A 25013-nucleotide genomic window follows, 5' to 3' on the forward strand; every position below is an offset into this window, starting at 1 on the left:
CTCCTCTCTTTAGTCTGCGTAAATATCTTCAAAGGCAGATTCAAGCGGTGGGAATGGGCTTTCTTCTGCAAACTTCACAGATGCTTCTACTGCTTCTTTGACTCCAGCTTGGATAGCTTCCAGCTCTTCCTCGCTTGCAATCTTGTTTTCCAGCAAGTATTTACGAAGATTTTCGATTGGATCTTTTTTCTTCCATTCTTCTACTTCTTCACGAGTACGGTATTTACCTGGGTCAGAAGATGAATGTCCCAACCAACGATAAGTGACGCTCTCAATCAAGACAGGTCCTTTACCACTGCGAACATGCTCTACAGCTTTTTGGAAGCCTTCATAGACATCCAAAACATTATTGCCATCTTCGATGAACATTCCTGGAATGCCATAAGCTGCGCTGCGCTCGTGGATGTGCTCTACATTGGTCATTTTCTTGATGTCAGCAGAAATACCATAGCCGTTATTGATACAATAGAAAATTACGGGTAGATTCCAGATGGAAGCCATGTTGACTGCTTCGTGGAAGACACCTTCGTTGGTAGCCCCGTCACCAAAAAAGCAGACAACAATCTTACCTGTCTTCTGCATTTGCTGGGTCAGAGCTGCTCCGACAGCAATTCCCATGCCACCACCTACGATACCATTAGCACCAAGATTTCCAGCATCTAGGTCCGCAATGTGCATAGAGCCGCCTTTTCCTTTACAGGTTCCAGTGTATTTTCCTAGGATTTCCGCCATCATTTCATTGAGGTTGATTCCTTTGGCGATAGCTTGACCGTGTCCCCGGTGATTAGAAGTCAGCAAATCATCCTCATTTAAGGCCAGCATAGCACCGACATTGGCTGCTTCCTCACCTACTGAGAAGTGAGTCATCCCAGGAACCTTTCCTTTTTTTACAAGTTGAGCAATTTTTAAGTCCATGCGACGGATTTCTTCCATCTTACGGAACATCTCTAACAAAAGATTTTTATCTAAAGTTGCCATTTTTTTGCCTTTCTAAGCATAATTCTTCTATTTAATTCTATCTAAAGTTAATTCTATCTAAAGCTGTAAGCACTGTCAAAACTTTTGCTCACTTGCATTTCACAAAGAAAAACCAGTCAATCCATTGGATAAACTGGTTTTCGATGCCAAAATAGAAATTTCACAAACTTTTTGTGCTAGAGTAGTTTTTACTACTTTGAAACTGTTATACGAAAATAATAGCAGAGCATGCTTTTGATTAGTCCGCCTGTTTAGCAAAATCTGCAATCATCTGCTCCATCTGCTCACGGCTTGGTGTTGTTAGCATATAGAGGTAGTCACCTTGCAGCTCTGCAAAAGCGGCTGGCATGTCTTTTTTAACCTTGAAATTATCTCTGTATTTCTCCAGCAAGTCAGCCTCAGGGTAAGCATAGTTTGTCGATGCACGGCGCGAGGTTGCCAAACAATACAGTGGCTCCATGTGAGCAGCTGGGAAAGGCTCTCCTGCTACAATCGCTGCATAGCCTCTGTAAAGATCGATTGAGTGGGCGAAATTATAGACATCAATGGTAAAGCCGCCAGCTGGACGGTTATTGTACTCAATGGCTACATAATCATCACCTTCGCGGAAGAACTCAATATGGAAAAAGCGTTCTTTCATGCCGAAGGTTTTGACAATCGCTTCTCCATAAGCACGCAGTTTTGGATCCATATCCTTAAGAACGTAGTAGGAATTGTCCATCTTATAGATCATCAAATCCAGCGGTGTATGAGCATAGTCAAAGGTGGTCGAAAAGACGATCTGACCGTCCTTATCTACCAAACCGTCAAAAGTACAGATTTCGCCAGACTGGACAAACTTTTCAAAGAAATAAGCTGTCTGATGATCCCATTCTTGCTTGAAACGTTCAACATCTTCTGCTGTTTCCAATTTAAAGGTCGCAGCTGCCCCCACTCCATTATCAGGCTTGGCAATCAAAGGCAGACCAAGTTTCTTGACAGCCAAATCAGCGCCTGCTTCTGTATTGACAATCTGCCCCGGTACGACTGGAACGCCTGCTTTTTTAAAGAGTTTCTTCATTTCTGATTTGAACTTGGTCTTTTTCAAATCTTTTGGTTTTGCTCCAAAAACATTAAATTGCTCACGCAACTCAGCGTCCAGTTCCAGCCAATATTCGTTATGAGACTCAATCCGATCGATAGGCCCATGTTTGTAGAAAAGAAAGGCCACCGCTCTTTTGACTTCGTCAAGGTTTTCAAGATTCTCTACTCTGAAATATTCGGTCAATGAATCCTTCAAAGGCTGATCTAGCTGGTCATAAGGCTCCTGACCGATTCCCAGAACAGTGATTCCTTTGTTAGCCAGTTCCACGGTAAACTGCTGAAAATTTTGCGGATAGTAGGGAGAAATAACAATAAAATTCATAGGAAACCTCCTTTAAAGATTGAGTTCATTAAGGAAATAAGGCATTTGCTTACGCCACCAAATCCAGTCATGGGAAACATCATGGCCCCATTCAGCAAACCAAGCTGGAATATTCTTATGCTCAAAAGCTTCTTTCAGCGTGTAGAAGGAAGGAAGGCCATCCTGCTCCCAGTCGCCCAAGCCAGTACAAACGATAATATCAGCCTGTCGATAGCGGTCAATAAACCAGCCATCATTTTGGTTCCAGATATAGTCAGCTGGTGAGTTTTGATAAATGACTTCGTCGTTCAAATTGTCACCGACAAAGAAACGTGCATCATAGACACCACTGAGGGCAATCACTTTATTGAAAACATCTGGATGCTGCAGGAAGAAATTAACAGCATGATAAGCTCCCATGGAGCAGCCTGTCGTCATCATAGGATCAAACCAGCCTGTCTTATGCTTGACGAAAGGAATGGCTTCCTCGATGACATATCGCTCATAGGCACGATGCATTTCTGCTCGGTCGTGAGGATGTTTCCAGTCAGCCAGCCAACTCTCGCTATCAACGCTGCTGAGAGTGAAAAATTGGACCTTGCCAGCCTCAATAAAACCTGCGCAGGCCTCAATCATGCCAAAGTCAGCATACTCATTATGGCTGCCGCCTGATGATGCGAAGACTATAATCGGGAGTCCAGCATGGCCATAGCGATTGACATACATTTCACGGCCTAAATTGCCGCTCCAATGACTTAAAAATTCTACATGCATAGTTTCTACCTCTTTCTCACTGTTTGACTAGATTACCATTTCTCGCTGATAAAACGGAAACAGTCTGGCAAGTGCTCCGCCCAAGCGATTTCATTGTGAATAGCTCCAGACTTGATCTTAATCTGAATATTGGACAAATCGACCCCAGATACAAGTAACTGTCGGAAATAGCTGAGCGATGAATCAATATAGGCCTGCTTGATGTTACCAGCCATCAATGTCTTATCTGTATCATCAGCCTCTTCCGTCCCAACATAAATGAAAACTCGCTGGTCAGCCTGAAGTGTCTTTCTCTCAATATAACGGTCAAAAGCTTCCTGATGCAGCCAATTAGCTGATGAAAAGATGCCCAGACAGCCAATCTGATCTTGGTATTCAACGCCAATAAACTGGCTGATATTTCCCCCAAGAGAGGAACCAATCATAGCTGTATGCAGCCGATCCGACTTGGTCCGATAATGCTGGTCAATGAAAGGCTTGACGACTTCCATGACAAACTCCGCATACTCCGTTCCCTTGCCGCCAAACTGAATACCGGGAATATTGGACTCTTGGAATTTCCAAGCTGAATACTCATTCATGCGCCGTTGACCATCGTTATCAATAGCCACGACAATCATTTTCTCAATATCAGGATTGCGTTTGATTGTCGGAATGACTTTCCACGAATGGCCACTGAAAGACTCCTTGCTATAGAGAACGTTTTGGCCGTCGTGAAAATAAATGACCGGATAGGTCTTATTTGTGTCCTCGCTATAGTTCTTTGGAAGCAAGACGCGGACACGGCGCTTTTGCTTGGTATAAGGAACGACTAACTCATGTGTTTTCATTTCAAGGTAAAAATAGGATTTATTCATTTTCAGAAAACTTTCTATTTTCAAAATTTTTATTTATTATATCACAAATTAAGCAAAAAAGTTAGGGATTTCCTAACTTTTTGATGATTTTTATTAGATAATGATAGAAAATAGATTAATTATCCAAATAAGGCTGTAAATCCTGCAAGGCGCGCTCAGCAATTTTCTCATAGCGCTCCTTCTTATCACGAATCCGAGGGCCGTCCAGTTCTTTGATAATCCCAAAATTGACATTCATGGGTTGGAAATGCTTGCTGTCAGCATGAGTAACATAATGAGGCAGACTTCCAATAGCTGTTGTTTCTGGAAAGACAAGTGCTTCTTCTCCCTTGAAGAGTCGAGCAGCGTTAATACCAGCAACTAGACCTGAAGCTGCTGACTCTACGTACCCTTCAACTCCAGTCATTTGACCTGCAAAGAAAAGATTTGGCTGTTTCTTAGAGCGGAAAGTCTGTTCCAGCAGATTTGGAGAGTCCATATAGGAGTTTCGATGCATGACACCATAGCGAACAAATTCTGCATTCTCAAGGCCAGGAATCATCTGAAAGACCCGCTTTTGTTCGCCCCATTTGAGATGGGTTTGGAAGCCAACGATATTGTAGAGAGTGCCCGCTGCATTATCCTGACGGAGCTGCACCACAGCGTATGGGGTCTTAAAGTCTCCGTCACGAGGCCCTTGGTAGTCATCTGGATATTCTAAACCAACCGGCTTCATCGGTCCATAAAGCATGGTTTTAACGCCCCGCTTAGCCATAACTTCAATAGGCATGCAGCCTTCAAAGTATTTTTCCTTCTCAAAGGAATTGAGCGGTGCTTCCTCAGCATTGACCAAAGCATCATGGAAATCCATAAATTCTTGCTTGGTCATTGGCGCATTGAGATAGGCAGCATCCCCCTTATCATAGCGGGATTTGAGATAGACCTTGCTCATATCAATAGTATTGACATCAATAATTGGCGCTGCTGCGTCGTAGAAATAAAAACCGTCACCTCCATTGAGCGTGTGGATTTTTTCTGCTAAAGTATCGCTGGTCAAGGGTCCTGTCGCAATAACTGTGATGGCATCCTCCGGAATTTCGGTGATTTCTTCACGAATGACCTCAATCAATGGATGATTGGTCACTAGCTCCGTCACCATCTGCGAAAAGCCTTCTCTATCAACCGCTAGAGCACCACCTGCTGGCACCCGAGTCGCTTCTGCTGACTTTAAGATGACCGAGTCCAACCGTCGCATTTCTTCCTTGAGCAGACCGACTGCGTTGGTCAGCGCATCTCCTCGCAGAGAGTTAGAGCAGACCAGTTCTGCAAAGTCTGCAGTTTTGTGCTGAGGTGTTGACTTAACACCCCGCATTTCATAGAGTTTGACTGGGATGCCACGCTTGGCAATCTGGTAAGCTGCTTCACTGCCAGCCAGACCAGCACCGATAACATTGATATAGGATGATGACATGATACTCTCCCTTGGATATTTCTAGATTTTCACTCTGACCATTATAACAAAAACAAAGTAAAAAAGACAGACAGGAGGATTCCTGAATGTCTTTCGAAAATCATTGTTTATTGAAGCTGAATGACTTATAAGCATACAGATGCTTATTGTCTTCGTAACTTATGCCAAAGCCCACTTCTGTATTCCTAGGTAGTTTATCGATTTGAAGTATTTGAGCAAGTAAGTATTCAAAATCAGAGTCTGTCCAATTGTCAATATCTTCATTAGCTAGTTGTAGGTTTTGTTTTCGTACTTGTTCTATATCAACGCTTATATGAATACTAAAAGTCGAATGATTGTCAGCAACTCTTTTTAAGAGTATATCGCGATTACGAACAATCACATCTTCAACTAGATTTTTTTCCCTACTTAGGTCTAAGTCCTTGATTAACGGAGTTAGTTCTTTGACATCCCTCTTCAAAATTGCTTCCCTTTTCTCTTGCTCTTCAAGATGAGTTTCTGGGTTGCCACTATATTCTTCTTTTGGCACCAAAGAATATCCCGAGTCAAAGGAGTGCAATTCAATTGAGTTTTTTAAATAAAGCTGTCTAATCATATCTTCGCTCAAAAATGTAGAAGCCAAGCTATCACTTTGAAGCAACTTATTGTAAGCTTCTTCAAGTCTATCATAATTGTCATCGCCAGAAACATACTCCATTTCTAAACGATAGACTTTTTTCTTGGCCAAACCAAAGAWAATTTTCTTCTCAACTTCTTTAAGTCTCGAGTTGTATCTGAGGACTGGAGTTTTCTGAACATAATCTTTTTCAAAATCCACATAGACATCAACAAATTTTTTGTTTCCTTCAATGTAAAACGGAAATCCCTGATAGCCAAAAGTATCAGCAGTCGAGTATCCTTCTGCTTCTAGTCCTGCAGCTTCTATTACGGAACTAATATTTGATATAGCCGTACTACTTAAAACATGATCTACACTGTTGTTGCATGCTGACAAAATAAATAATGCGAGAATAGAAAACAGCACACTAATTATTTTCTTAATCACTTTGCTTTTAACATCTCCTCCAAATAAGCAATCTTAGCCAAATCCTTATGATTGTTATTTTCATTTCGGTAAGAATCTTGTGAAGAAGCTCGGTAGATAGCTAAAAATTGCTCTGCAGTTGGCAGCAGAAACTTGACACCTTCAACTTCTTTTCGAGTCAACTTCTCTAGCGGCACACCTGAAAATGCCTCTAAGGTTTCCATGACCCCAAATTCAATAGATAAGTCTTCTTTTTTAAATTCATGCTCGTGCAAATCGACTAAGCGATAGCCCAAGCACTCCATCATAGGCTCAATCTTGTCCATATCATAAATACGTTCTTCGTCTGGTGCTTCCCAGCCACGTTCATCACCGTGAACATGAATATCAATATCCCGCGCCTGCCAGTCCTGACAAGTAACCTGCTCCAGCCCCAAGGAGCCCATTAGCAGTGGAATAATTCCCATCTTGTTCAGTTGAGACGCGATTTTTAGAAATTCTGCAAATTTATCTGTCATAAAGCTGCACCTCTTCTTCAGAAAAAACATTTTACATAATATAAATTATGTAAAAATAACTATTTCACTTTTTCTTCTTCGTAATCACCATTGCTGCAGACCACTTGCTTGCCGCCACCACGAACTTTCTTTTCGATCAGATAATGGTCGCATTTTGGACAGTTCCGACCGACTGGCTTGTCCCAAGATGTGAAATCACAGTCAGGATAACGATCACAGCCATAAAAAATGCGATTTCGCTTAGTCTTACGCTCGATAACTTGACCTTTCTGACACTGTGGACAGGTCACGCCGATTTCCTTGACGATAGCTTGAGTGTGACGGCAGTCTGGGAAATTACTGCAGGCGTAGAACTTGCCAAATCTCCCCAACTTGATGACCATGGGACTGCCACAGACCTCACAGTCAAAACCAGCCGGTTCATCCTTGATTTGGATTTTCTCCATTTCAGTCTCGGCTTTAGCGACTTCCTTTTCAAAAGGTCGATAAAACTCGTCAATAACTTTCTGCCACTGCTCTTTGCCAACTTCTACATCATCCAATTTTGCTTCCATTTCGGCTGTAAATTTCACATTTACGATGCCTGGGAAGAATTCGACAATCAATGAATTGACAATCTCACCTAATTCCGTCGGCTCAAAGCGCTTGGAAACCAGCTTAACGTAATATCGTTTCTGAATAGTTTCAATGGTCGGTGCATAGGTAGACGGACGACCAACACCATTTTCTTCTAAAGTCTTGATGAGAGTCGCTTCAGAATAACGAGCAGGCGGCTGGGTAAAGTGCTGTTCTGGATTGGTATTGACACGTTTGACGGTATCCCCCTTTTCCATATCCGGCAGCATTTTATTCTTATCAGAGTCGTTGTAAATAGCCAGATAGCCATCGAACTTGACCTGACTGCCATTGGCGGCAAATTGGACACCATTTTGCCCCAACTTAACATTCATAGTATCAAAGACTGCTGCTGTCATTTGGCTGGCTACAAAGCGGTTCCAAATCAGCGTATAGAGCTTAAGCTGATCCTTATCCAGATACTTTGCGATGCTTTCCGGTGTATTGAAAACGCTGGAAGGACGAATAGCCTCGTGGGCATCTTGAGCGCCAGAAGCGTTCTTAGCCTTACTGCCATGTTTGGAATATTTAGCACCAAATTTATCCGTGATAAAGCTTGCTGCTTCATTTTGCGCTACTGGACTGATACGAGTCGAGTCGGTACGCATATACGTAATCAGACCTTGTACGCCAGAACCGATATTAATCCCCTCATAGAGCTGCTGAGCCACCATCATGGTCTTACGAGTCCGGAAATTAATCTTATTAGCGGCATCCTGCTGCATTGAGGAAGTCGTGTAGGGTAGCGGAGCATTGCGTCGACGCTCCTTCTTTTCAACACTGTCAACTGTAAAATCATCACCCTTGAGGTGAGTAAGGACTTCTTTGACATCATCGTTGTTAGTCAGCTTCATTTTTTTACCGTTCATTCCATAGAAGCTGGCCTGGAACTGACGAGTTCCTTTCTTAAAGGTTCCGTCAATTGTCCAGTATTCTTCTGGTTTGAAGGCATTGATTTCATTTTCCCGGTCGATAATCAGCTTGAGAGCGACAGACTGCACCCGACCAGCTGACAAGCCTTTTTTGACTTTTTTCCAGAGAATAGGAGAAATGGAATAACCAACCAAGCGATCCAGAACTCGGCGAGCCTGCTGCGCATCAACCAAATCCATATCAATCTGGCGCGGCTCTTTAAAAGCGTTCTTGACCGCATCTTTGGTGATTTCATTAAAGACGACACGGTTTTTCTCTTTCTCATCCAGATTAAGAATGTGAGCCAGATGCCAAGAAATAGCTTCTCCTTCGCGGTCCGGGTCACTTGCTAGAAAGACTTGCTTAGCTTTCTTCGCTTCTTTTTTCAAGTCATTAATTAACGGACCTTTACCACGAATATTGATGTATTGTGGCTCATAGTTGTTCTCAAAATCAATGGACATAGTAGACTTTTTTAGGTCACGAATATGCCCGACACTGGCCAGAACCTTGTAGTTTCGTCCCAGATATTTTTCTATTGTTTTTGCCTTAGCAGGCGACTCTACGATGACAAGATTTTTCTTGGTCGTAGACTTTTTCTTTGTTTTTGTTACCAATTTAGACACCTTCTATAAGAAATAAATCTCATAGAGTTTAAACTATTTTTTGATAGATGTCAACTGCTAACTTTTCTTATAGGAAAACTTGTTTTAAAAATCAAACTCTAAAAGGACGTCAGAGCCTGATGTGATGCACTTTGCGCCCTCTTGAATCAAATGATGGCAACCGTCAGATTTTCCATCTAAAATTGACCCTGGAATAGCAAAGACATCCCGTCCTTCTTCCATGGCTCGCTCACAGGTGATCAGACTGCCTGAGCGCATCTTGGCTTCCGCCACGATGACGCCTCGACAGAGACCAGCGATGATACGATTCCGCTCTGGAAAATGAAATTTCAAGGGCTGTTCACCCGGACCATACTCTGTCAGCAATAAATGATTTTTGCCAATGTAAGCTTGTAGTTTTTTATTTGCCTTGGGATAAAAGACATCTAATCCCGTTCCGATGACAGCAATGGTCTGACCTCCGTTTTGCAGGGCAGCCATGTGAGCCACTGTATCAATCCCTCGAGCCAGCCCGCTGACAATAACCAATTCATTATTTAGCTCTTTGATAATCTTTTGTACAGAGGCATTTCCTTGCTTACTGCTGTCTCGACTGCCAACGACTGCGGCCTTAGGCAATTCTAGTAGATTTAGATTTCCTTGATAGAATAACAAGGTCGGGGCATCATAAATTTCGCATAAATCCCAAGGATAAATATCATCCAAGATAGAAAAGGACGGAAAAAGTTCAAATTCTTCCTTCAAAGCCGGTAAATCAAGCCTCTTATATTTCTCTATAAAGAGTGCAGGATTGCGGCACTCAGATACGACAGCCTTATCTCGCAGAGAAAGCTTGCCATCTCTACTCTCAGCATATCTCAAAACATTTAAAACCTGATGATTAGTCAAGCCAGCTTTTTTCATTTTATAAATCTCAAAATTATTCATTTTTTCACCTCACTTTCTTATTCGTAAAAAAGTTCAAAAAAAGAACTGCAATACAGTTCCTTCTTTACGATTCTATTAAATTTGGTGTTATCAATAGCTGGTCTCCTTGCCTAACACACCTTTTATTCACTATGAACAGGAATTTCCTTAATAATTTTAGCAGGATTGCCAGCCAAGACTACATTGTCATCAAAAGACTTGGTCACAACCGCTCCTGCTCCGACTACCACATTATCTCCTAGTGTCACGCCTGGCAGAATCGTCACACCGCCGCCAGCCCAGAAGTTATCACCAATAGTGATTGGTGCTCCGTACTCAATACCGGAATTTCTTTCCACTGGATCAAGCGGATGAAGAGGTGTCAGAAGCTGGCAATTTGGACCAAGCAAAGCATTATCTCCGATGCGAATCGGGCAAACATCCAACATAGTCAGATTCCAGTTAGAATAAAAATTCTCCCCTAGATGAATATTGATTCCATAATCACAGACCAAGTCAGGCTTCATAGCAAGATTCTCCCCTGTGCTGCCAAACCATTCTTTGATAATAGCCGTGCGCTTGACACTGTCTTGTTCTTGGTTAAAACGATATTGAAATTCCTTTGACCTTGCTGCCAATTCTCTTAATTCACTGTCTTGTGGTCGGTAAATCTCTCCAGCAATCATTTTTTCGTATTCGCTTTGCATATCATCCTCCTTTTCATGCGTGACAAATGGATAGTCAGGTACAGTTGTTCATCCTCTGATGTTTGGTAATTTCTGGTTTGCTTTAAAAATTCAGCAATCTTCCTAGTGGTTTCATAGGCCAAGGGATACTTACATTTAAGTAAGTCAAACATCTCATTGTCCTCTAGGTCACGGTGGCCTCTATCAGTCAGGACTCGCTCACAGAAAAATTTTAGATGGGTCATAAAGCGCTCAAGGTAGACATCTTCTTCATCTAAAGAAATTTCCAAACTGTACTTGACAATGGTCATGATTTCCTCCATCATCATAGTCAAATCACGCGCAGTTCCATCGCCATTTTCCAGCTCTGCATTGACCAAGGTCAGCGCCATAAATGCTGCTTCATCATCTGGAAGCTCCTTGCTGACATAAGCACTCAAAAGCAGTTTGGCATACTGACCAACCTCAAACTCGATAGGAAAAAAGCGTTTAATATCCCACATGAGGAAATTCTTGAGATAAATATCATCTTCCAAGCGCAGCAAGACTCCGTGGATATGATCTGCCATCGCCAGAAAAGCACTGTCTTTGAGCTTCTTCTGCAGTTTCACCTTTGCGAAAGAAATAATCTTATCTGACATTTCCATGACCTCTGCTGGCAACTCCATCAGAAGCTGTCGTCTATTTTCTGACAAGACATACTTTTTCTCAATCAGCTCATCTGGAATCTCCTGGCCAACTTTTCGACCAAAGGCCAGTCCTCGTCCCATGAGAATAACTTCTTCTTGGTTTTCTTCAGAAATCACTACATTATTGTTTAAGATTTTACTGATAAGCATGCCTCACCTCTTCATGCCTATTCACACATGGATTTTACAGGTTCAAATGTCTTGCGATGAATAGGAGTTACACCATTTCGTTCCAAGCCTTGCAAATGACTTTTGGTCCCATAACCAGCATTTTGCGAAAAATCATAGCCAGGAAATTCCTTGTCATAGTCTGCCATCAGCTTATCTCGAGTAACCTTAGCCACAATACTGGCTGCTGCGATAGATAGCGAATTAGTATCGCCTTTGATGATGGACTCTTGCGGAATCTCGACATCTAGCTTCATGGCATCAATCAGCAGATAATCTGGCTCAATCTTCAACCTAGATAAAGCATCTTTCATAGCGAGTTTGGTTGCTTCGTAGATATTGACTTTATCAATAATCTTGCTGTCCATCAGGCCAACACCTACTGCCAAGGCTTTATCCATAACTGCTTGATAGATTTCATCATGCTTTTTCTTAGGAATTTTTTTACTGTCGTTGAGCCCCTTAATCTTACATCCTGGAGGTAAGATAACAGCTGCAGCAACAACTGGTCCAGCTAGAGGACCACGACCGACCTCATCAATCCCAGCGATCGCCCGATAGCCGGCTTGATAAAGCTCTTTTTCATATCGTAACATCTGCTCCAGACGCAGTTCCTCGTCTAACTCCACCTGAATGGCTCTTTTACGCTTTTCAATCGCCTTTTGAACTCCGCTCCGCTGGTCATTAGCTGCTTCTGCCAGAAAAGGATCAGCCAAATCAGTCACTAACTCTAAACGTTGCTGGATTTCTTTAATCGTTGCCATCTAGTTCACCAACCATATCCAGACAATAACGGCCTAACTTGCCATCGCGGACATCTTTGACAAAAAGGCTGTAAAAACGGTCATAGTCATCGCGAAAGCCGAGTTTTTTGGTCATATCCATAATCATATCAGGCGCTTCCTGACTTAGGTCCAGCTGCTTGAAGCGTGCTATCAGCTCCTCAGGATAATGCTCCTTAAAATAATTAAGGCCGAAAATCGTCACCTCATCCATAGGCAGCAGATTATCCTTGATAGCACCAGTCAGGGCAAGCTTGAGAGCAACCGTCTCATCTTCAAACTTAGGCCAGAGAATCCCTGGTGTATCCAAGATTTCCAAGTCTTTATTTGACTTGAGCCATTGCTGCCCCTTGGTCACACCCGGCTTATTCCCTACAACGGCAATTTTCTTACCTGCCAAGCGATTCATGAGGGTTGATTTTCCGGCATTAGGAATGCCAATAATCATGGTACGCAGGGTTTCGATGCGAATTCCTCTCTCTTTCTGTCGCGCCAATTTGTCAGCCATAAGCTTTTTAGCTGCATCTGTCACTTTTTTAACTGCAGACTGCTCTTTGGAATTAATAGACAAAGTCGGAATCCCCTTGCTTTCAAAATAGCTCTGCCATTCCTTGATACGAACAGGGTCAGCCAAATCAGCCTTGTTTAAAATCAAAAGCTTGGGCTTATCCCCCACAATCTTAGTCAGCATAGGATTTTGACTGGATAAAGGAAGTCTCGCATCAACCAATATCGTCACAAAATCAACAAACTTAATATTTTCCTGTACCTGCCTCCGTGCCTTAGACATATGACCCGGAAACCATTGAATCGTTGCCATAATTTATCCTTTCAACGAATATATTGATAAAATTTTATTTCTTTAACTATTTTAACATATTTCTGGGATTTAAGCGGATGAATCCTAAAGTGATACTCTCTACCTCAAGAGCAAAAAAAAGCCCTAACGGGCTTTCTGATTTTATCTCACTTGCTCAAAATGCAGATGCACAGCTATATGATCTCCATAGCCGTTTCGCTCTAAATCGCGCTGCAAGCGATAAGAAATATAATGCTCTGCAATAGTAATATAACCTGCACCCAAGAGGCGGCTTTCAACCATGGACTGAATCATGCTAATCGTCGCACGCTCAACCTTAGCTTCTTCCAAATCCAGAACCACTTTCTTTGTAACCTGCGCTAAATTCTGACGCAAATCATCTGTCAACACATAGACAGTCTGAGCTGCCTTTAAAACTGCTTGATAGATTTTATCTGGGTCAAATTCTACAACCTCACCGCTCCGTTTAATAACTTGCATAAAAAACTCCTTTTATATTATATATTTCTAATCTAATGTAAGTCTCTAACATGACTGCTGCCAATCCAATTATCTATAAGCCTGCTCAAAAGGAAATCTCAAAGCCAGACCATACCTTGATATTATATAATTTTTTCCAATATTTTTCAAAGGAAGCTCTCTTTTTTATATGCTCTTCAAAAACTATCAGATTCTGAATTCACTTTTCAGTTTAAGTCAATACAACTAAAATAACAAGCCAAACACTATGTATCGGATTTCTCTAATGTTATGTCCTGTCTTTTATAACGATAGTGCATTTTCCAGTGATTTTCAGACAATTCTTCTAAACTCAATGTTTTGTTAATAGCCTTAAAGGACAATTTTTCTTCTTCAACTCTCTTTAAGAGCTCAACTAATAACTCTCCTCCAGCGTTCAGAGAAATTAAACTATCATCTTCACTATCATATTGAAGTAGAATTTTCTTTGTTGGTTTGTGAATGATGTTATAAAGATTGAAAGCTTTATCAATTTCAAAATTTTTCTCTTTGTCAGCCACCATTGACAAACTGTGCAGCTCCAACTGACCGATTTTAAAAGCTCCAAAGAGACTGAAAACTATCCCTAACGCAGCAAGTGTTTCCCAGATGAAAGAGAAAAGTTTCAAATCCCAGTCCGTTATCAGTATTAGAAGTAAATAAATAATTCCTAAAACAGATCCAAGTAAAATCAATCCTGAACCATAGCAACCTGCCTTATCACCAGTTCGGATAACTGGCTTATCATAAACTTTTTTGCCCTCAAGTTTTTCCAGTCTATGCTTATCCTTATACTCCTCAATTCGTTCACTATGTTTTTCTGTCACAATTTTCAATTCTTTCTTTATTATTTTTATTATGTCAATCCTAAAACTACTTCTATAAATCAATAATCCGGTCTCAGAACACCTTTAACAGTCTCTTTGGTTGCTTGGTAATCGCCATCAACCACGACCTTAATAATGCGTTTGGCATCTTCTTCGGGTGCAGGCACAAGAGGTAAGCGGGTTGGACCAGCTGCAAATCCTAAGTAATTAAGGACTGCCTTGACAGGGGCTGGACTTGGATAAGAGAACAGTGCATTGACTTTAGGGATAAATTTCCGTTGGATAGCTGCTGCTTTTTTGATGTCATTGTGCTCAATGGCATCCAGCATTTCAAACATTTCATCTCCATTTGTGTGAGAAGCAACTGAAATAACTCCATCAGCCCCCAGATTCATAGCATGAAAGGCATCGCCATCCTCACCAGTATAAATTAGAAACTCCTCTGGACGATGCTCAATCAGATAGGCCATATTCGCCAGACTGGTACATTCTTTAACGCCGATAATATTTGGATGTTCTGCCAACCTTAGCATAGTCTCAGGTGTCATCTCAACAACTACCCGTCCAGGTATATTATAGATAATGATAGGCAGGTTTGAAGCATCCGCAATAGCTTTAAAGTGCTGATACATCCCTTCTTGAGAAGGTTTGTTGTAATAGGGAACAATGGCAAGGCCAGCAGCAAAACCACCAAATTCATCTACTTCTTTGACGAATTCGATAGAGTCGCGCGTTTCATTGGTACCGACACCAGCTATCAAAGGAACGCGCCCCTTGACAACCTTTTGAACTGCCGCAAATAGCTCCAACTCTTCATCGTGTGTCAGTGTTGGACTTTCAGCAGTCGTTCCAGCCAGCAAAATCCCATCTGTATGATGCGCCAAAAGGTGCTCAATCAAGTCTGGAATAGCTTCAAAATTGATGGAACCATCTTCATGAAAAGGAGTAATAAAAGCTGTGATGATTTTACAGTTTTTCAGATCCGCATACGCCATAAACTTACCTCTCTTTATTATACGAAAAGAGGGTTGAAAGAACGATTATTCAACCCTGTGCTGTCAAGTTTCCTTGGTCACTTTATTTTAATTCAAAAACAACTTCTGCTGTTGGACGAACTAAACCACGCTCATGCAGTGTCTCTGCGATTTGAACAGAATTCCAAGCTGCTCCTTTAAGAAGATTGTCTGAAACCACCCACATATGGATTCCTTTTTCCGCATCAAGATCCTTACGAATCCGGCCAACAAAGGTTTCTTTCTTACCAACCGCATTGATCGCTTGCGGATAAACCTGATGAGCTACATCATCTTCCAGAACAGCACCAGGAAAGTCTGCGATTGCTGCTTTTACCTGATCAATAGGTGCAACTTCCTTAGTCTCGATGTAAACAGACTCTGAGTGGGCAGACAAGATTGGAAGGCGGACACATGTCGCAGAAACAGCAATAGAATCATCTTCCATGATTTTCTTAGTTTCCTTAGTCATCTTCATCTCTTCGTAAGTATAGTCGTTATCTGTGAAGACATCAATCTGAGGCAAGGCATTAAAGGCAATAGGATAATGTTTCTTATCACCGCCACACGGCAGGATATTGGCTTCCGCATCCTTAGGATTTACACCATCATTGAGAACAGAGCGTAATTGAGCTTGGGTTTCAAGAATGGCTCCCATACCTGCACCAGAAACCGCTTGATAGGTTGACACAATGATGCGCTCCAGCCCCCATTGCTGACGAACAGGCTCTAATGCTACCATCATCTGAATTGTCGAGCAGTTAGGGCAAGCGATAATTCCCTTGTGCTGATCTAAGGCATGGGCGTTGACTTCTGGAACAACCAGAGGAACATCAGGATTTTGACGGAAATAAGAGGTATTATCGACCACTACTGCTCCAGCTTTGACTGCGTAAGGAGCGAATTTTGCTGAGGTAGAACCACCAGCTGAAAAGAGAGCAATATCTACACCTTCAAAAGCCGTCTCAGTCGTCTCTTCGATGGTAATGTCTTGTCCTTTGAACTGGAGAACTTTACCAGCTGAACGAGCAGACGCCAGATAGCGTATTTTATCAATTGGAAGGCTAGATTCTTCCAGCATTTTAATCATTTGAGATCCAACGGCACCAGTGGCACCTACTACAGCAACTGTATATCCCATGCGATAACCTCTCTGAATTTTCAAAAAATTTTTATTGTTAGTATTATACTATTTTTAGGGAAAAATGCAAATATTTCTGAAGAATATAAGTGCGATATTTTGATAAAACACACCAACTCAACTTCCTCCTGCGGACTCATTTCATCAAGAGCAATAGAAAAATCCCCAATCCGAAGACTGGGGATAAGGGCACTTTCGTGTGATCAGCAGGTTCACACAACTGATCAAGATCCGCTCCTGCGTTTATGACCTCCCATGCTTCAATTTGCAGAAAAACTGCATATCGACTCATCGCACTTATCTATCATAAGCTATCACATAGAAAATGTCAAGACAGACAGATTATTAGAATTTTCATAAATACTTACTTCCCTCTCGAATACTAAGCGCAGCCATTTCTGCCTGATGCCGCTCGATAAAAGCTCTGACCCAGTCTGGATTGGTTTTGGAATAATCTCTCAGCGCCCAGCCGATGGCCTTGTTAATAAAGAATTCTGTTCGGCCTAGATTATTCACTAAAATCTTCTTCAAGAGCTCTGTGTCTGTTTTCTCTTTTCGTAGCAGCTGATAATCGATGGCCAAGCGCCGTAACCAAATATCCTCATCACAACTCCAAGCTACAATAATCTCTTTGGTTTCCGGAAATCGAGCAATGATTGATCCAACCAAGCGGTCCAAAAAGTCTATGGTATCCCACCAAGATTTTGTTTGGGCCAGCTTTTTCAAACGTGGCAAGTCAGATGGTGTCAATAGTTTCTTGCGAATCTCCAGATAATCTAGCGCAGTGTACTGCAGTTCTCGATAGGGATTATTCCAAGCTTCATTTATAAAATCCCAATCAATAACAAAGTCAGTCTGCTGTTTGAAAAAAGCCTTTGTGAGTTTCCGCCTGGCCGGAGTCTTGACTCCTAGAAACTCAAATTTATTTTTCATATAGGCTTTCATAGCTACTGCATCATCAGGGGTAGCTACAGCTTTTAACTCTTTTACCAATTCCTCTACATTCATAGCTCACTCCAGCAATTCACGGTCATAAATAGTGTAGTCACAACGATAAATCACGAGACGCTTACCATCAATTAGTAATTCAGAAGTTTTAGGAGCATCAGATTTATCAAGAGAGACACGATCGCCAGCATAGGCAGCCAACGGAGTGCCGTTTTGAGAACGAATCAGAATAACCTTTTTCTTTCCGGTAAAATCGTTTTTAAAAGCTGAAATCATGCGATTTAAAACGGGGACAGAATGGCTGTTCTCCTCAACGTCTGCAGTCTTTTGATACTGGGTAAACACATCTTTCAAGCCTTTTTCTTCTGCAATCAAGGAAGAGCCCACATGGTCAATCTCATACTTACCCAAGGTGATTTTGAGCACAGAAGAATCTTCTTTAGAATTTCCTTCCGCATCAACTGAGTCAAACTCCTCGTTACGCGAGATGGATAGTGACTTGCCCGACATCTGGTCAATAAGCTGAGAATTTTCATCATAGGTGCGAACCGTCATCTCCAACCCCAACCATTCCTCCTTGGCATTTTTGAACCAATTTTCAACGGCCTGACAGCCGCTCAAAGTCAAAAGGGCAATGCTTAGAAGAGTTATTAATAAATGTTTCTTTTTCATCATTTCCACTCCATTTCTTTTAAAAGTTTGATGGGGCCAGCTTGCTTGTCCAAGGACTTTTGCAGCCAAACAATGTCATGCCAACGCTCGAATTTATAGCCCATTTTAGGGAAATGCGCCACCTGCTGATAGCCTCTTTTTCGATGCAAAGCCAGGCTAGCTTCGTTAGGCAGAGAAATACAGGCTAGAAAATGCATATATCCCATCTGATCTAACAGGTCTTCAAGTTCATCATAAAGCTTACTGCCGACTCCCTTTCCTCGAGCATCTTGACTGACATAGACGGACAATTCCGCCGCCCAATCATAGGCGGCACGCGCATAATAAGTCGAAGCATAAGCATAACCTACGACTACACCGTCTTCTTCCGCCACCAGGTAAGGATATTTTTCCAATGTTTTCGCAATCCTATTTGTGAAATCTTCGATAGTTGGAACTTCATACTCAAAAGTGATGGCTGTATTCTCTACATAAGGCGCGTAAATAGCAAGCAAGGTCGCAGCGTCTGATGGTGTTGCAAATCTAATGTTCATGTTGTTTCCATATTTTATTCTCATTATTTTCACTATTATACCAAAAAAGGCTCGTAAAGAGCCTTTTAAACCAAGATCAAAATAGTCCAATCGCTGTGCCGTCTGCTGCAACATCCATATTAAGTGCCGCAGGACGTTTTGGCAATCCTGGCATGGTCATGACATCTCCTGTCAAAGCCACGATAAAGCCTGCTCCAAGTTTTGGTACCAGTTCACGAATGGTAATTTCAAAGTTTTCTGGCGCCCCCAGAGCAGCAGGATTGTCAGAGAAGCTATACTGTGTTTTGGCCATACAGATTGGTAGCTTGTCCCAGCCGTTTTTGACAATTTCGCGAATCTGAGTCTGCGCTTTTTTCTCAAAGTTCACCTTCGAACCACGATAGATTTCTGTGACAATTTTTTCTATTTTTTCTTCAATAGAGAGATCATTGTCATAGAGGCGAGTGTAATGAGCAGGTTCTTTATTAATGGTTTTGACTACAGTCTCAGCTAGAGACACACCGCCTTCAGCGCCATCAGCCCAGACACTAGCAAGCTCAACCGCTACTCCGATTTCTGCACAAAGTTCCTTAAGCGTAGCAATTTCAGCCTCTGTATCTGAAACAAATTCATTGATGGCCACTACTACTGGGATACCAAACTTGCGGATATTTTCAACGTGACGTTTGAGATTAGCAAATCCAGCTCTGACCGCCTCGACATTTTCTTCTGTAAGTTCATCCTTAGCAACACCGCCATTCATCTTGAGGGCTCGCAAGGTTGCGACAATTACGACTGCATCTGGAGAAGTTGGTAAGTTTGGAGTTTTAATATCTAAGAATTTTTCAGCTCCAAGGTCCGCACCAAATCCTGCTTCTGTCACTGTATAATCAGCCAAGCGAAGCGCTGTACTAGTCGCTAAAACAGAGTTACAGCCATGGGCGATATTGGCAAACGGACCGCCATGAACAAAGGCTGGTGTCCCGTAAATAGTCTGAACTAGATTTGGCTTAATCGCATCTTTCAAGACTAATGCCAAGGCTCCTTCTACCTCAAGGTCACGAACATAGACAGGCGTGCGGTCATAGCGATAACCGATGACAATGTTAGCCAAGCGCTTTTTCAAATCTTCAATATCAGTGGCTAGGCAAAGAATCGCCATAATTTCAGAAGCAACCGTAATATCAAAACCATCTTCGCGTGGAATACCGTTAACTGGACTTCCTAAGCCAACAGTCACATGGCGCAGAGCTCGGTCATTCAGGTCAACAACCCGCTTCCAGATAATGCGGCGCTGATCGATTCCCAGGGCATTTCCTTGATGTAAATGATTATCAATAAGAGCTGACAGGGCGTTGTTAGCTGTCGTAATTGCGTGCATGTCTCCAGTAAAATGCAAGTTGATATCTTCCATGGGTAGGACCTGCGCGTGACCGCCGCCAGCTGCTCCTCCTTTAATCCCCATCACAGGACCCAGAGATGGTTCGCGAATGGCAATCATAGTTTTCTTGCCAATTTTATTGAGCGCATCAGCTAGTCCAATGGTAATGGTAGACTTACCTTCCCCAGCAGGAGTTGGATTAATCGCTGTTACCAAAATCAGTTTGCCAACAGGATTTTTTTCAACCTCACGAATCTTATCAAAGCTGAGCTTGGCCTTATATTTACCATATAGTTCCAAGTCATCATAGTCGATGCCGACTTTTTTCACCACATCAACAATAGGCTGCAATTCAACACTTTGAGCAATTTCAATATCTGTTTTCATCAAGAACTCCTCTATCAATTAATATAAAGATTATAACAAAAAAGAGCAAAATCTACATGATTAAGCTCTAAATAGATTTTAATGTTCGGGAAAAAGGAAAGTTGGAAAATTCCTGTCCTCTGAAATATAAGATTTTAGAGAATTATTTTCCGCTGTGACACTCTGCAATTAGAATTATTTTACTAAATTTCTTTTTTCTTGTAAAATAGTGCTATGAACATATTGATTACTTCTGGCGGGACCAGCGAGAAAATCGACCGTGTCCGCTCTATTACCAATCATTCGACGGGCCGGCTAGGGAAAATTATAGCTGAAACTTCCCTAGACAAGGGCGATCAGGTGACTCTGGTGACGACTCCCAAGGCTGTCCGCCCGGCAGCTCATCCCAATCTTACCATTGTACAGATTGAAAATGTTGCAGAACTGCTTGAAAGCTTGGAGCCGCTCATTCACACACATGATGTATTGATTCATGCAATGGCTGTTTCTGACTATACTCCCGTCTACATGACTGGTTTGGAAGCTGTAGCGGCTAGCCCTGACATGACTGAATTTTTGAATAAGACTAACTCAGAAAGCAAAATTTCTTCTCAGGATGATGTTCAAGTCCTTTTTCTCAAAAAGACTCCAAAAGTCATCAGCCTGGTAAAAAAATGGAATCCAGCCATTCGCTTGATTGGATTCAAACTCTTGGTCAATGTTACTAAGGAAGAGTTACTCAAGACCGCACGAGACAGTCTCATAAAAAATCAAGCAGAAATTATCGTCGCCAATGATTTGACAGAGATTTCTAACCATGGGCACAGAGCCTATCTCGTTGGAAAAGATACTGTAACTCAAGCTCAATCCAAAGAAGAAATTGCTCAGCTCCTCTGCCTGCATATACACAATACATAAGGAGGATTAAGATGACTCAGATTACCTTAGCCGTCAGCGGCAGTATATCAGCCTATAAGGCTGCTGACATCACTAGCCGTCTAAAGAAAGAGAACTTTGAAGTCACTGTCATCATGACAGAGGCAGCGACAGAATTTATCACACCACTGACCCTGCAAGTCTTGTCGCAAAGACAAGTTGCAATTGATATTATGCAAGAACCTGATCCTAGCAAGGTCAATCACATTGACATTGCTAAAAAGTCTGACCTCTTTTTGCTAGCTCCCGCTACAGCCAATACCATCGCTAAACTAGCCAACGGTTTAGCTGACAATATGGTGACAGCTACTGCCCTGGCTCTGCAGCCTCATACGAAGAAAGTTTTAGCTCCAGCTATGAACACTAAGATGTTTGAAAATCCACTAACTCAGCACAATTTGGAGCGTCTGCAGCGTTTTGGATGGAAAATTATCCAACCACGCGAAGCTGTTCTAGCCTGTGGTGATCAGGGGACAGGTGCTCTAGCTGAAATTGATACGATTATTGATAAAGTAAAGGAACTTATTTATGAAAAAACAATCTAAAATTGCTCAAATTGCTATTTTCTTTGCCATTATGCTGGTACTTCACCTGCTCAGCTCGGTTATTTTCAACTTGCTTCCAGTACCGATTAAACCTACGATTATTCATATTCCAGTGATTATTGCCAGTATCCTCTATGGCCCTAAAGTCGGAGCTGTTCTAGGTGGCCTCATGGGATGTATCAGCGTTGTTACCAATACCTTGGTGCTGCTGCCAACCAGTTATCTCTTTAGCCCTTTTGTGCCAAATGGAAGCCTCTCTTCACTTCTTGTTGCCATGGTGCCTCGTATTCTCATCGGTATCACTCCTTATTTCGTATATAAAGCTATGAAAAATAAGGCCGGCTTGATTGTAGCAGGTTCCGTAGGTTCTGCCACCAATACCATTTTTGTCTTGGGAGGTATTTTCTTTCTCTTTTCAAATGTATACCAAGGAGATATCAAAGCACTTCTGGCTGTGATTCTATCAGCAAATTCCATTGCCGAGTTAATCATTTCTGCGATTTTGACAGCAACTATCATTCCTGCGCTTGAGAAAGCCAAAAAATGATGATGAGTTAGTTTTCCAGACCAAGCCTTGCTTTGGTCTTTTTTTAATCTCGCAATTCTGCAATATTATTCTGAAATCCTTGAAACAATACCTTGAAAAGTATTTCATTGTTTTCTAGGTAACCTCTTTCAAAATTAATGAAAATGTGCTACAATGAAAGCGATTAAGAAAATTTAAGAGCAGGATTTTTTACTAAAATTTCCATCTCTTCATTTCAAAAATAAAGGAGACTCCACCTATGACTTATCGAGATAACTTCAAAAAATGGCTTGATTATGCTGAACTTCCTGACTATCTTCGCCAAGACTTGAACAGTATGGACGAAAAAACTAAGGAAGATGCTTTTTACACCAATCTTGAGTTTGGTACCGCTGGTATGCGTGGTTTGATTGGCGCCGGTACCAACCGTATTAATATTTATGTTGTTCGTCAGGCAACCGAAGGTTTGGCTCGCTTGATTGAAGAAAAAGGTGAAGAGTTCAAAAAACGCGGTGTTGCGATTGCTTACGACTCTCGTCATTTCTCACCAGAATTTGCCTTTGAATCTGCTGCTGTTTTAGCTAAGCACGGCATCAAGTCCTATGTCTTTGAAAGTCTGCGCCCAACTCCAGAACTTTCATTTGCAGTACGCCATCTTGGAACTTTCGCTGGTATCATGATTACAGCCAGCCACAACCCTGCTCCATTTAACGGCTACAAGGTATATGGTGAAGACGGCGGACAAATGCCTCCGCATGATGCAGATGCATTGACTGACTACATCCGTGCGATTGAAAATCCTTTTGCTATTGAGGTCGCTGATGTTGAAGCTGAAAAAGCTTCTGGCTTGATTGAAGTGATTGGCGATGCTATTGATGCTGAATACCTCAAGGAAGTTAAAGATGTTAATATCAACCAAAAACTGATTGATGAATACGGCAAGGACATGAAGATTGTCTATACTCCGTTGCACGGTACTGGTGAAATGTTGGCTCGTCGCGCTTTGGCTCAAGCAGGATTTGATTCTGTTGAAGTTGTTGAAGCTCAAGCTGTAGCTGATCCTGACTTCTCTACCGTTAAGTCTCCAAACCCTGAAAGCCAAGCAGCCTTTGCCTTGGCTGAAGAATTAGGCCGTAAAGTTGGTGCAGATGTCTTGGTCGCAACTGACCCAGATGCTGACCGTGTCGGTGTGGAAGTCCTGCAAAAAGACGGCAGCTATCTCAATCTTTCAGGTAACCAAATCGGGGCAATCATGGCTAAGTACATCTTGGAAGCTCATAAGAGCGCTGGAACTCTGCCAGCTAACGCAGCTCTCTGCAAGTCTATCGTTTCCACTGACTTGGTGACTAAGATTGCTGAAAGCTACGGTGCAACCATGTTCAATGTCTTGACAGGTTTCAAATTCATCGCTGAAAAGATTCAAGAATTCGAAGAAAAGCACAACCACACCTACATGATGGGATTTGAAGAAAGCTTCGGCTATCTGATTAAACCGTTTGTACGTGATAAAGACGCTATCCAAGCTGTTTTGGTCGTGGCTGAGCTAGCTGCCTACTACCGCTCACGTGGCTTGACTCTGGCTGACGGTATCGAAGAAATCTACAAAGAGTATGGCTACTTTGCTGAAAAGACTATCTCTGTGACCTTGTCTGGTGTTGATGGAGCTGAGCAAATCAAGGCTATCATGGCTAAATTCCGCGACAATGGTCCAAAAGAATTCAACGCTACTGCTATTTCTGTTACTGAAGACTTTAAGGCACAGACTTCTACTGCCGCAGACGGTACTGTTACAGCTCTGACAACTCCTCCAAGCGATGTGCTGAAATACACTTTGGCTGACGGTTCATGGATTGCTGTCCGGCCATCCGGAACAGAACCAAAAATCAAGTTCTACATTGCCGTTGTCGGTGACAGCAATGAAGATGCTCAATCAAAAATTGCTGCTATTGAAGCAGAGATTAATGCTTTTATCAAGTAAAATAACACTATCAACCAATCAACCAGAGGATGAATTTCACATTCTCTGGTTTTTCGTTTCCAAATCAAGCATTTTTCTGCTTTTTATGGCATACTAGTTTTATCAAAAGAAATGAGGATTATTTATGGAACAATTTGCTCAAAATATTAAAGACCTTGAAGTCACAACTGTTGATCGTGCTCGTCAAGCGATTGCTGACAAAGAGACAGTAACTTTCTTCGTTGGTCGTAAAACTTGCCCTTACTGCCGTAAGTTTGCTGGAACATTAGCTGGTGTCGTAGCTGAAACTAAAGCACACATCTACTTCATTAACAGTGAAGAAGCCAGCGAATTAGAGAAACTGCAAGCCTTCCGCTCTGAATACAGCATTCCGACTGTTCCTGGTTTTGTTCATGTTCAAGACGGCCAAGTATCTGTTCGTTGCGATTCTTCTATGACTGCAGATGAGATTAAAGCTTTTGCAAACTTATAAAATTGATTC

At 42.0% G+C, this 25013-nt stretch carries 26 protein-coding genes; 5 read left to right on the forward strand and 21 right to left on the reverse strand.

Translation table 11 applies throughout. The annotated features are described in order from the left end of the window. Positions 1 to 9: 9 nt before the first annotated feature. The 21 genes from K4H96_RS08005 to K4H96_RS08105 all read right to left on the reverse strand — a co-directional run bounded on the left by K4H96_RS08005 (position 10) and on the right by K4H96_RS08105 (position 20568). Positions 10 to 978: a thiamine pyrophosphate-dependent dehydrogenase E1 component subunit alpha gene (locus K4H96_RS08005; RefSeq protein WP_002897566.1), complete on the reverse strand. Its 969-nt coding sequence runs from the start codon at positions 976 to 978 to the stop codon at positions 10 to 12. A 238-nt stretch (positions 979 to 1216) separates the two neighbouring features. Next, positions 1217 to 2383: an ATP-grasp domain-containing protein gene (locus K4H96_RS08010; RefSeq protein ID WP_002924673.1), complete on the reverse strand. Its 1167-nt coding sequence runs from the start codon at positions 2381 to 2383 to the stop codon at positions 1217 to 1219. A 12-nt stretch (positions 2384 to 2395) separates the two neighbouring features. Further along, the gene (locus K4H96_RS08015) at positions 2396 to 3136 is read right to left on the reverse strand and encodes an esterase family protein (protein WP_002915194.1); all 741 of its coding nucleotides are present in this window, start codon (positions 3134 to 3136) and stop codon (positions 2396 to 2398) included. A gap of 32 nt (positions 3137 to 3168) precedes the next feature. Then, entirely contained in the window at positions 3169 to 3993 is an 825-nt protein-coding gene (locus K4H96_RS08020; RefSeq protein WP_223336880.1) for an alpha/beta hydrolase, read from the reverse strand. A gap of 115 nt (positions 3994 to 4108) precedes the next feature. Next, positions 4109 to 5443: a methylenetetrahydrofolate--tRNA-(uracil(54)-C(5))-methyltransferase (FADH(2)-oxidizing) TrmFO gene (trmFO, locus tag K4H96_RS08025; protein WP_223336881.1), complete on the reverse strand. Its 1335-nt coding sequence runs from the start codon at positions 5441 to 5443 to the stop codon at positions 4109 to 4111. 100 nt (positions 5444 to 5543) lie between these two features. Beyond that, positions 5544 to 6488 (reverse strand): hypothetical protein, encoded by a 945-nt coding sequence (locus K4H96_RS08030; protein WP_227956462.1) that lies wholly within the window; start codon positions 6486 to 6488, stop codon positions 5544 to 5546. Continuing rightward, positions 6485 to 6985, reverse strand: coding sequence for a phosphoribosylanthranilate isomerase (locus K4H96_RS08035; protein ID WP_223336883.1), 501 nt, complete (start codon positions 6983 to 6985; stop codon positions 6485 to 6487). Before K4H96_RS08035 ends, K4H96_RS08030 begins: the two co-directional genes overlap by 4 nt. Before the next feature lie 59 nt (positions 6986 to 7044). After that, positions 7045 to 9138 (reverse strand): type I DNA topoisomerase, encoded by a 2094-nt coding sequence (topA, locus tag K4H96_RS08040; RefSeq protein WP_223336884.1) that lies wholly within the window; start codon positions 9136 to 9138, stop codon positions 7045 to 7047. An 84-nt stretch (positions 9139 to 9222) separates the two neighbouring features. After that, positions 9223 to 10065 (reverse strand): DNA-processing protein DprA, encoded by an 843-nt coding sequence (dprA, locus tag K4H96_RS08045; protein WP_223336885.1) that lies wholly within the window; start codon positions 10063 to 10065, stop codon positions 9223 to 9225. Positions 10066 to 10187: 122 nt separating this feature from the next. Beyond that, entirely contained in the window at positions 10188 to 10751 is a 564-nt protein-coding gene (locus K4H96_RS08050) for a sugar O-acetyltransferase (protein ID WP_002897554.1), read from the reverse strand. Further along, the gene (locus K4H96_RS08055; protein WP_223336886.1) at positions 10727 to 11569 is read right to left on the reverse strand and encodes a PRD domain-containing protein; all 843 of its coding nucleotides are present in this window, start codon (positions 11567 to 11569) and stop codon (positions 10727 to 10729) included. Before K4H96_RS08055 ends, K4H96_RS08050 begins: the two co-directional genes overlap by 25 nt. 17 nt (positions 11570 to 11586) lie before the next feature. Beyond that, positions 11587 to 12351 carry a ribonuclease HII gene (locus K4H96_RS08060; RefSeq protein WP_223336887.1) on the reverse strand — a complete coding sequence of 255 codons (765 nt, stop codon included), beginning with the start codon at positions 12349 to 12351 and terminating at the stop codon, positions 11587 to 11589. Continuing rightward, positions 12338 to 13189 carry a ribosome biogenesis GTPase YlqF gene (gene ylqF, locus K4H96_RS08065; protein WP_223336888.1) on the reverse strand — a complete coding sequence of 284 codons (852 nt, stop codon included), beginning with the start codon at positions 13187 to 13189 and terminating at the stop codon, positions 12338 to 12340. The genes K4H96_RS08060 and ylqF overlap by 14 nt, the downstream gene beginning before the upstream one ends. 141 nt (positions 13190 to 13330) lie before the next feature. Then, positions 13331 to 13669, reverse strand: coding sequence for an ATP cone domain-containing protein (locus K4H96_RS08070; protein WP_002895476.1), 339 nt, complete (start codon positions 13667 to 13669; stop codon positions 13331 to 13333). A gap of 245 nt (positions 13670 to 13914) precedes the next feature. Then, positions 13915 to 14514, reverse strand: a complete 600-nt coding sequence (locus K4H96_RS08075) for a hypothetical protein (protein WP_223336889.1) — start codon at positions 14512 to 14514, stop codon at positions 13915 to 13917. 59 nt (positions 14515 to 14573) lie between these two features. Next, positions 14574 to 15509, reverse strand: coding sequence for a 4-hydroxy-tetrahydrodipicolinate synthase (gene dapA / locus K4H96_RS08080; protein WP_002902934.1), 936 nt, complete (start codon positions 15507 to 15509; stop codon positions 14574 to 14576). 82 nt (positions 15510 to 15591) lie between these two features. Beyond that, positions 15592 to 16668 (reverse strand): aspartate-semialdehyde dehydrogenase, encoded by a 1077-nt coding sequence (locus K4H96_RS08085; protein WP_223336890.1) that lies wholly within the window; start codon positions 16666 to 16668, stop codon positions 15592 to 15594. A gap of 354 nt (positions 16669 to 17022) precedes the next feature. Next, on the reverse strand, positions 17023 to 17676 hold the full coding sequence (locus tag K4H96_RS08090) for a DNA alkylation repair protein (RefSeq protein WP_223336891.1): 654 nt from the start codon (positions 17674 to 17676) through the stop codon (positions 17023 to 17025). Positions 17677 to 17679: 3 nt separating this feature from the next. Beyond that, entirely contained in the window at positions 17680 to 18291 is a 612-nt protein-coding gene (locus tag K4H96_RS08095; RefSeq protein WP_223336892.1) for a DUF5052 family protein, read from the reverse strand. Continuing rightward, positions 18288 to 18821 carry a GNAT family N-acetyltransferase gene (locus K4H96_RS08100; protein ID WP_023916243.1) on the reverse strand — a complete coding sequence of 178 codons (534 nt, stop codon included), beginning with the start codon at positions 18819 to 18821 and terminating at the stop codon, positions 18288 to 18290. The genes K4H96_RS08095 and K4H96_RS08100 overlap by 4 nt, the downstream gene beginning before the upstream one ends. Before the next feature lie 76 nt (positions 18822 to 18897). Beyond that, positions 18898 to 20568: a formate--tetrahydrofolate ligase gene (locus tag K4H96_RS08105; protein ID WP_223336893.1), complete on the reverse strand. Its 1671-nt coding sequence runs from the start codon at positions 20566 to 20568 to the stop codon at positions 18898 to 18900. Positions 20569 to 20781: 213 nt separating this feature from the next. Between K4H96_RS08105 and K4H96_RS08110 the strand changes: the two genes are divergently transcribed. The 5 genes from K4H96_RS08110 to K4H96_RS08130 all read left to right on the forward strand — a co-directional run bounded on the left by K4H96_RS08110 (position 20782) and on the right by K4H96_RS08130 (position 25004). Next, positions 20782 to 21465, forward strand: coding sequence for a phosphopantothenate--cysteine ligase (locus K4H96_RS08110; RefSeq protein ID WP_223336894.1), 684 nt, complete (start codon positions 20782 to 20784; stop codon positions 21463 to 21465). 11 nt (positions 21466 to 21476) lie between these two features. Continuing rightward, positions 21477 to 22028 carry a phosphopantothenoylcysteine decarboxylase gene (gene coaC / locus K4H96_RS08115; protein WP_223336895.1) on the forward strand — a complete coding sequence of 184 codons (552 nt, stop codon included), beginning with the start codon at positions 21477 to 21479 and terminating at the stop codon, positions 22026 to 22028. Beyond that, complete coding sequence (locus tag K4H96_RS08120) at positions 22012 to 22575, forward strand: ECF transporter S component (protein WP_223336896.1); 564 nt, start codon at positions 22012 to 22014, stop codon at positions 22573 to 22575. Before coaC ends, K4H96_RS08120 begins: the two co-directional genes overlap by 17 nt. Before the next feature lie 238 nt (positions 22576 to 22813). Beyond that, positions 22814 to 24532 (forward strand): phospho-sugar mutase, encoded by a 1719-nt coding sequence (locus K4H96_RS08125; protein ID WP_223336897.1) that lies wholly within the window; start codon positions 22814 to 22816, stop codon positions 24530 to 24532. Between the two features lie 124 nt (positions 24533 to 24656). Next, positions 24657 to 25004, forward strand: a complete 348-nt coding sequence (locus tag K4H96_RS08130; protein ID WP_223336898.1) for a thioredoxin domain-containing protein — start codon at positions 24657 to 24659, stop codon at positions 25002 to 25004. Positions 25005 to 25013: the final 9 nt, after the last annotated feature.

The organism is Streptococcus sanguinis, assembly GCF_020729765.1.
GTDB classification, from domain to species: domain Bacteria; phylum Bacillota; class Bacilli; order Lactobacillales; family Streptococcaceae; genus Streptococcus; species Streptococcus sanguinis_Q.

Bases quoted from the DNA above. Each gene is read 5' to 3' on its own strand.
- K4H96_RS08130 (WP_223336898.1), top strand. From the start codon at position 24,657: ATGGAACAATTTGCTCAAAATATTAAAGACCTTGAAGTCACAACTGTT.
- K4H96_RS08050 (WP_002897554.1), bottom strand. From the start codon at position 10,751: ATGCAAAGCGAATACGAAAAAATGATTGCTGGAGAGATTTACCGACCA.
- K4H96_RS08055 (WP_223336886.1), bottom strand. From the start codon at position 11,569: ATGCTTATCAGTAAAATCTTAAACAATAATGTAGTGATTTCTGAAGAA.
- K4H96_RS08090 (WP_223336891.1), bottom strand. From the start codon at position 17,676: ATGAATGTAGAGGAATTGGTAAAAGAGTTAAAAGCTGTAGCTACCCCT.
- K4H96_RS08100 (WP_023916243.1), bottom strand. From the start codon at position 18,821: ATGAACATTAGATTTGCAACACCATCAGACGCTGCGACCTTGCTTGCT.
- ylqF (WP_223336888.1), bottom strand. From the start codon at position 13,189: ATGGCAACGATTCAATGGTTTCCGGGTCATATGTCTAAGGCACGGAGG.
- trmFO (WP_223336881.1), bottom strand. From the start codon at position 5,443: ATGTCATCATCCTATATCAATGTTATCGGTGCTGGTCTGGCTGGCAGT.
- K4H96_RS08070 (WP_002895476.1), bottom strand. From the start codon at position 13,669: ATGCAAGTTATTAAACGGAGCGGTGAGGTTGTAGAATTTGACCCAGAT.
- dprA (WP_223336885.1), bottom strand. From the start codon at position 10,065: ATGAATAATTTTGAGATTTATAAAATGAAAAAAGCTGGCTTGACTAAT.
- K4H96_RS08095 (WP_223336892.1), bottom strand. From the start codon at position 18,291: ATGATGAAAAAGAAACATTTATTAATAACTCTTCTAAGCATTGCCCTT.
- K4H96_RS08060 (WP_223336887.1), bottom strand. From the start codon at position 12,351: ATGGCAACGATTAAAGAAATCCAGCAACGTTTAGAGTTAGTGACTGAT.
- K4H96_RS08015 (WP_002915194.1), bottom strand. From the start codon at position 3,136: ATGCATGTAGAATTTTTAAGTCATTGGAGCGGCAATTTAGGCCGTGAA.
- K4H96_RS08085 (WP_223336890.1), bottom strand. From the start codon at position 16,668: ATGGGATATACAGTTGCTGTAGTAGGTGCCACTGGTGCCGTTGGATCT.
- dapA (WP_002902934.1), bottom strand. From the start codon at position 15,509: ATGGCGTATGCGGATCTGAAAAACTGTAAAATCATCACAGCTTTTATT.
- K4H96_RS08010 (WP_002924673.1), bottom strand. From the start codon at position 2,383: ATGAATTTTATTGTTATTTCTCCCTACTATCCGCAAAATTTTCAGCAG.
- K4H96_RS08005 (WP_002897566.1), bottom strand. From the start codon at position 978: ATGGCAACTTTAGATAAAAATCTTTTGTTAGAGATGTTCCGTAAGATG.
- K4H96_RS08110 (WP_223336894.1), top strand. From the start codon at position 20,782: ATGAACATATTGATTACTTCTGGCGGGACCAGCGAGAAAATCGACCGT.
- K4H96_RS08120 (WP_223336896.1), top strand. From the start codon at position 22,012: ATGAAAAAACAATCTAAAATTGCTCAAATTGCTATTTTCTTTGCCATT.
- K4H96_RS08105 (WP_223336893.1), bottom strand. From the start codon at position 20,568: ATGAAAACAGATATTGAAATTGCTCAAAGTGTTGAATTGCAGCCTATT.
- coaC (WP_223336895.1), top strand. From the start codon at position 21,477: ATGACTCAGATTACCTTAGCCGTCAGCGGCAGTATATCAGCCTATAAG.
- K4H96_RS08035 (WP_223336883.1), bottom strand. From the start codon at position 6,985: ATGACAGATAAATTTGCAGAATTTCTAAAAATCGCGTCTCAACTGAAC.
- K4H96_RS08020 (WP_223336880.1), bottom strand. From the start codon at position 3,993: ATGAATAAATCCTATTTTTACCTTGAAATGAAAACACATGAGTTAGTC.
- K4H96_RS08125 (WP_223336897.1), top strand. From the start codon at position 22,814: ATGACTTATCGAGATAACTTCAAAAAATGGCTTGATTATGCTGAACTT.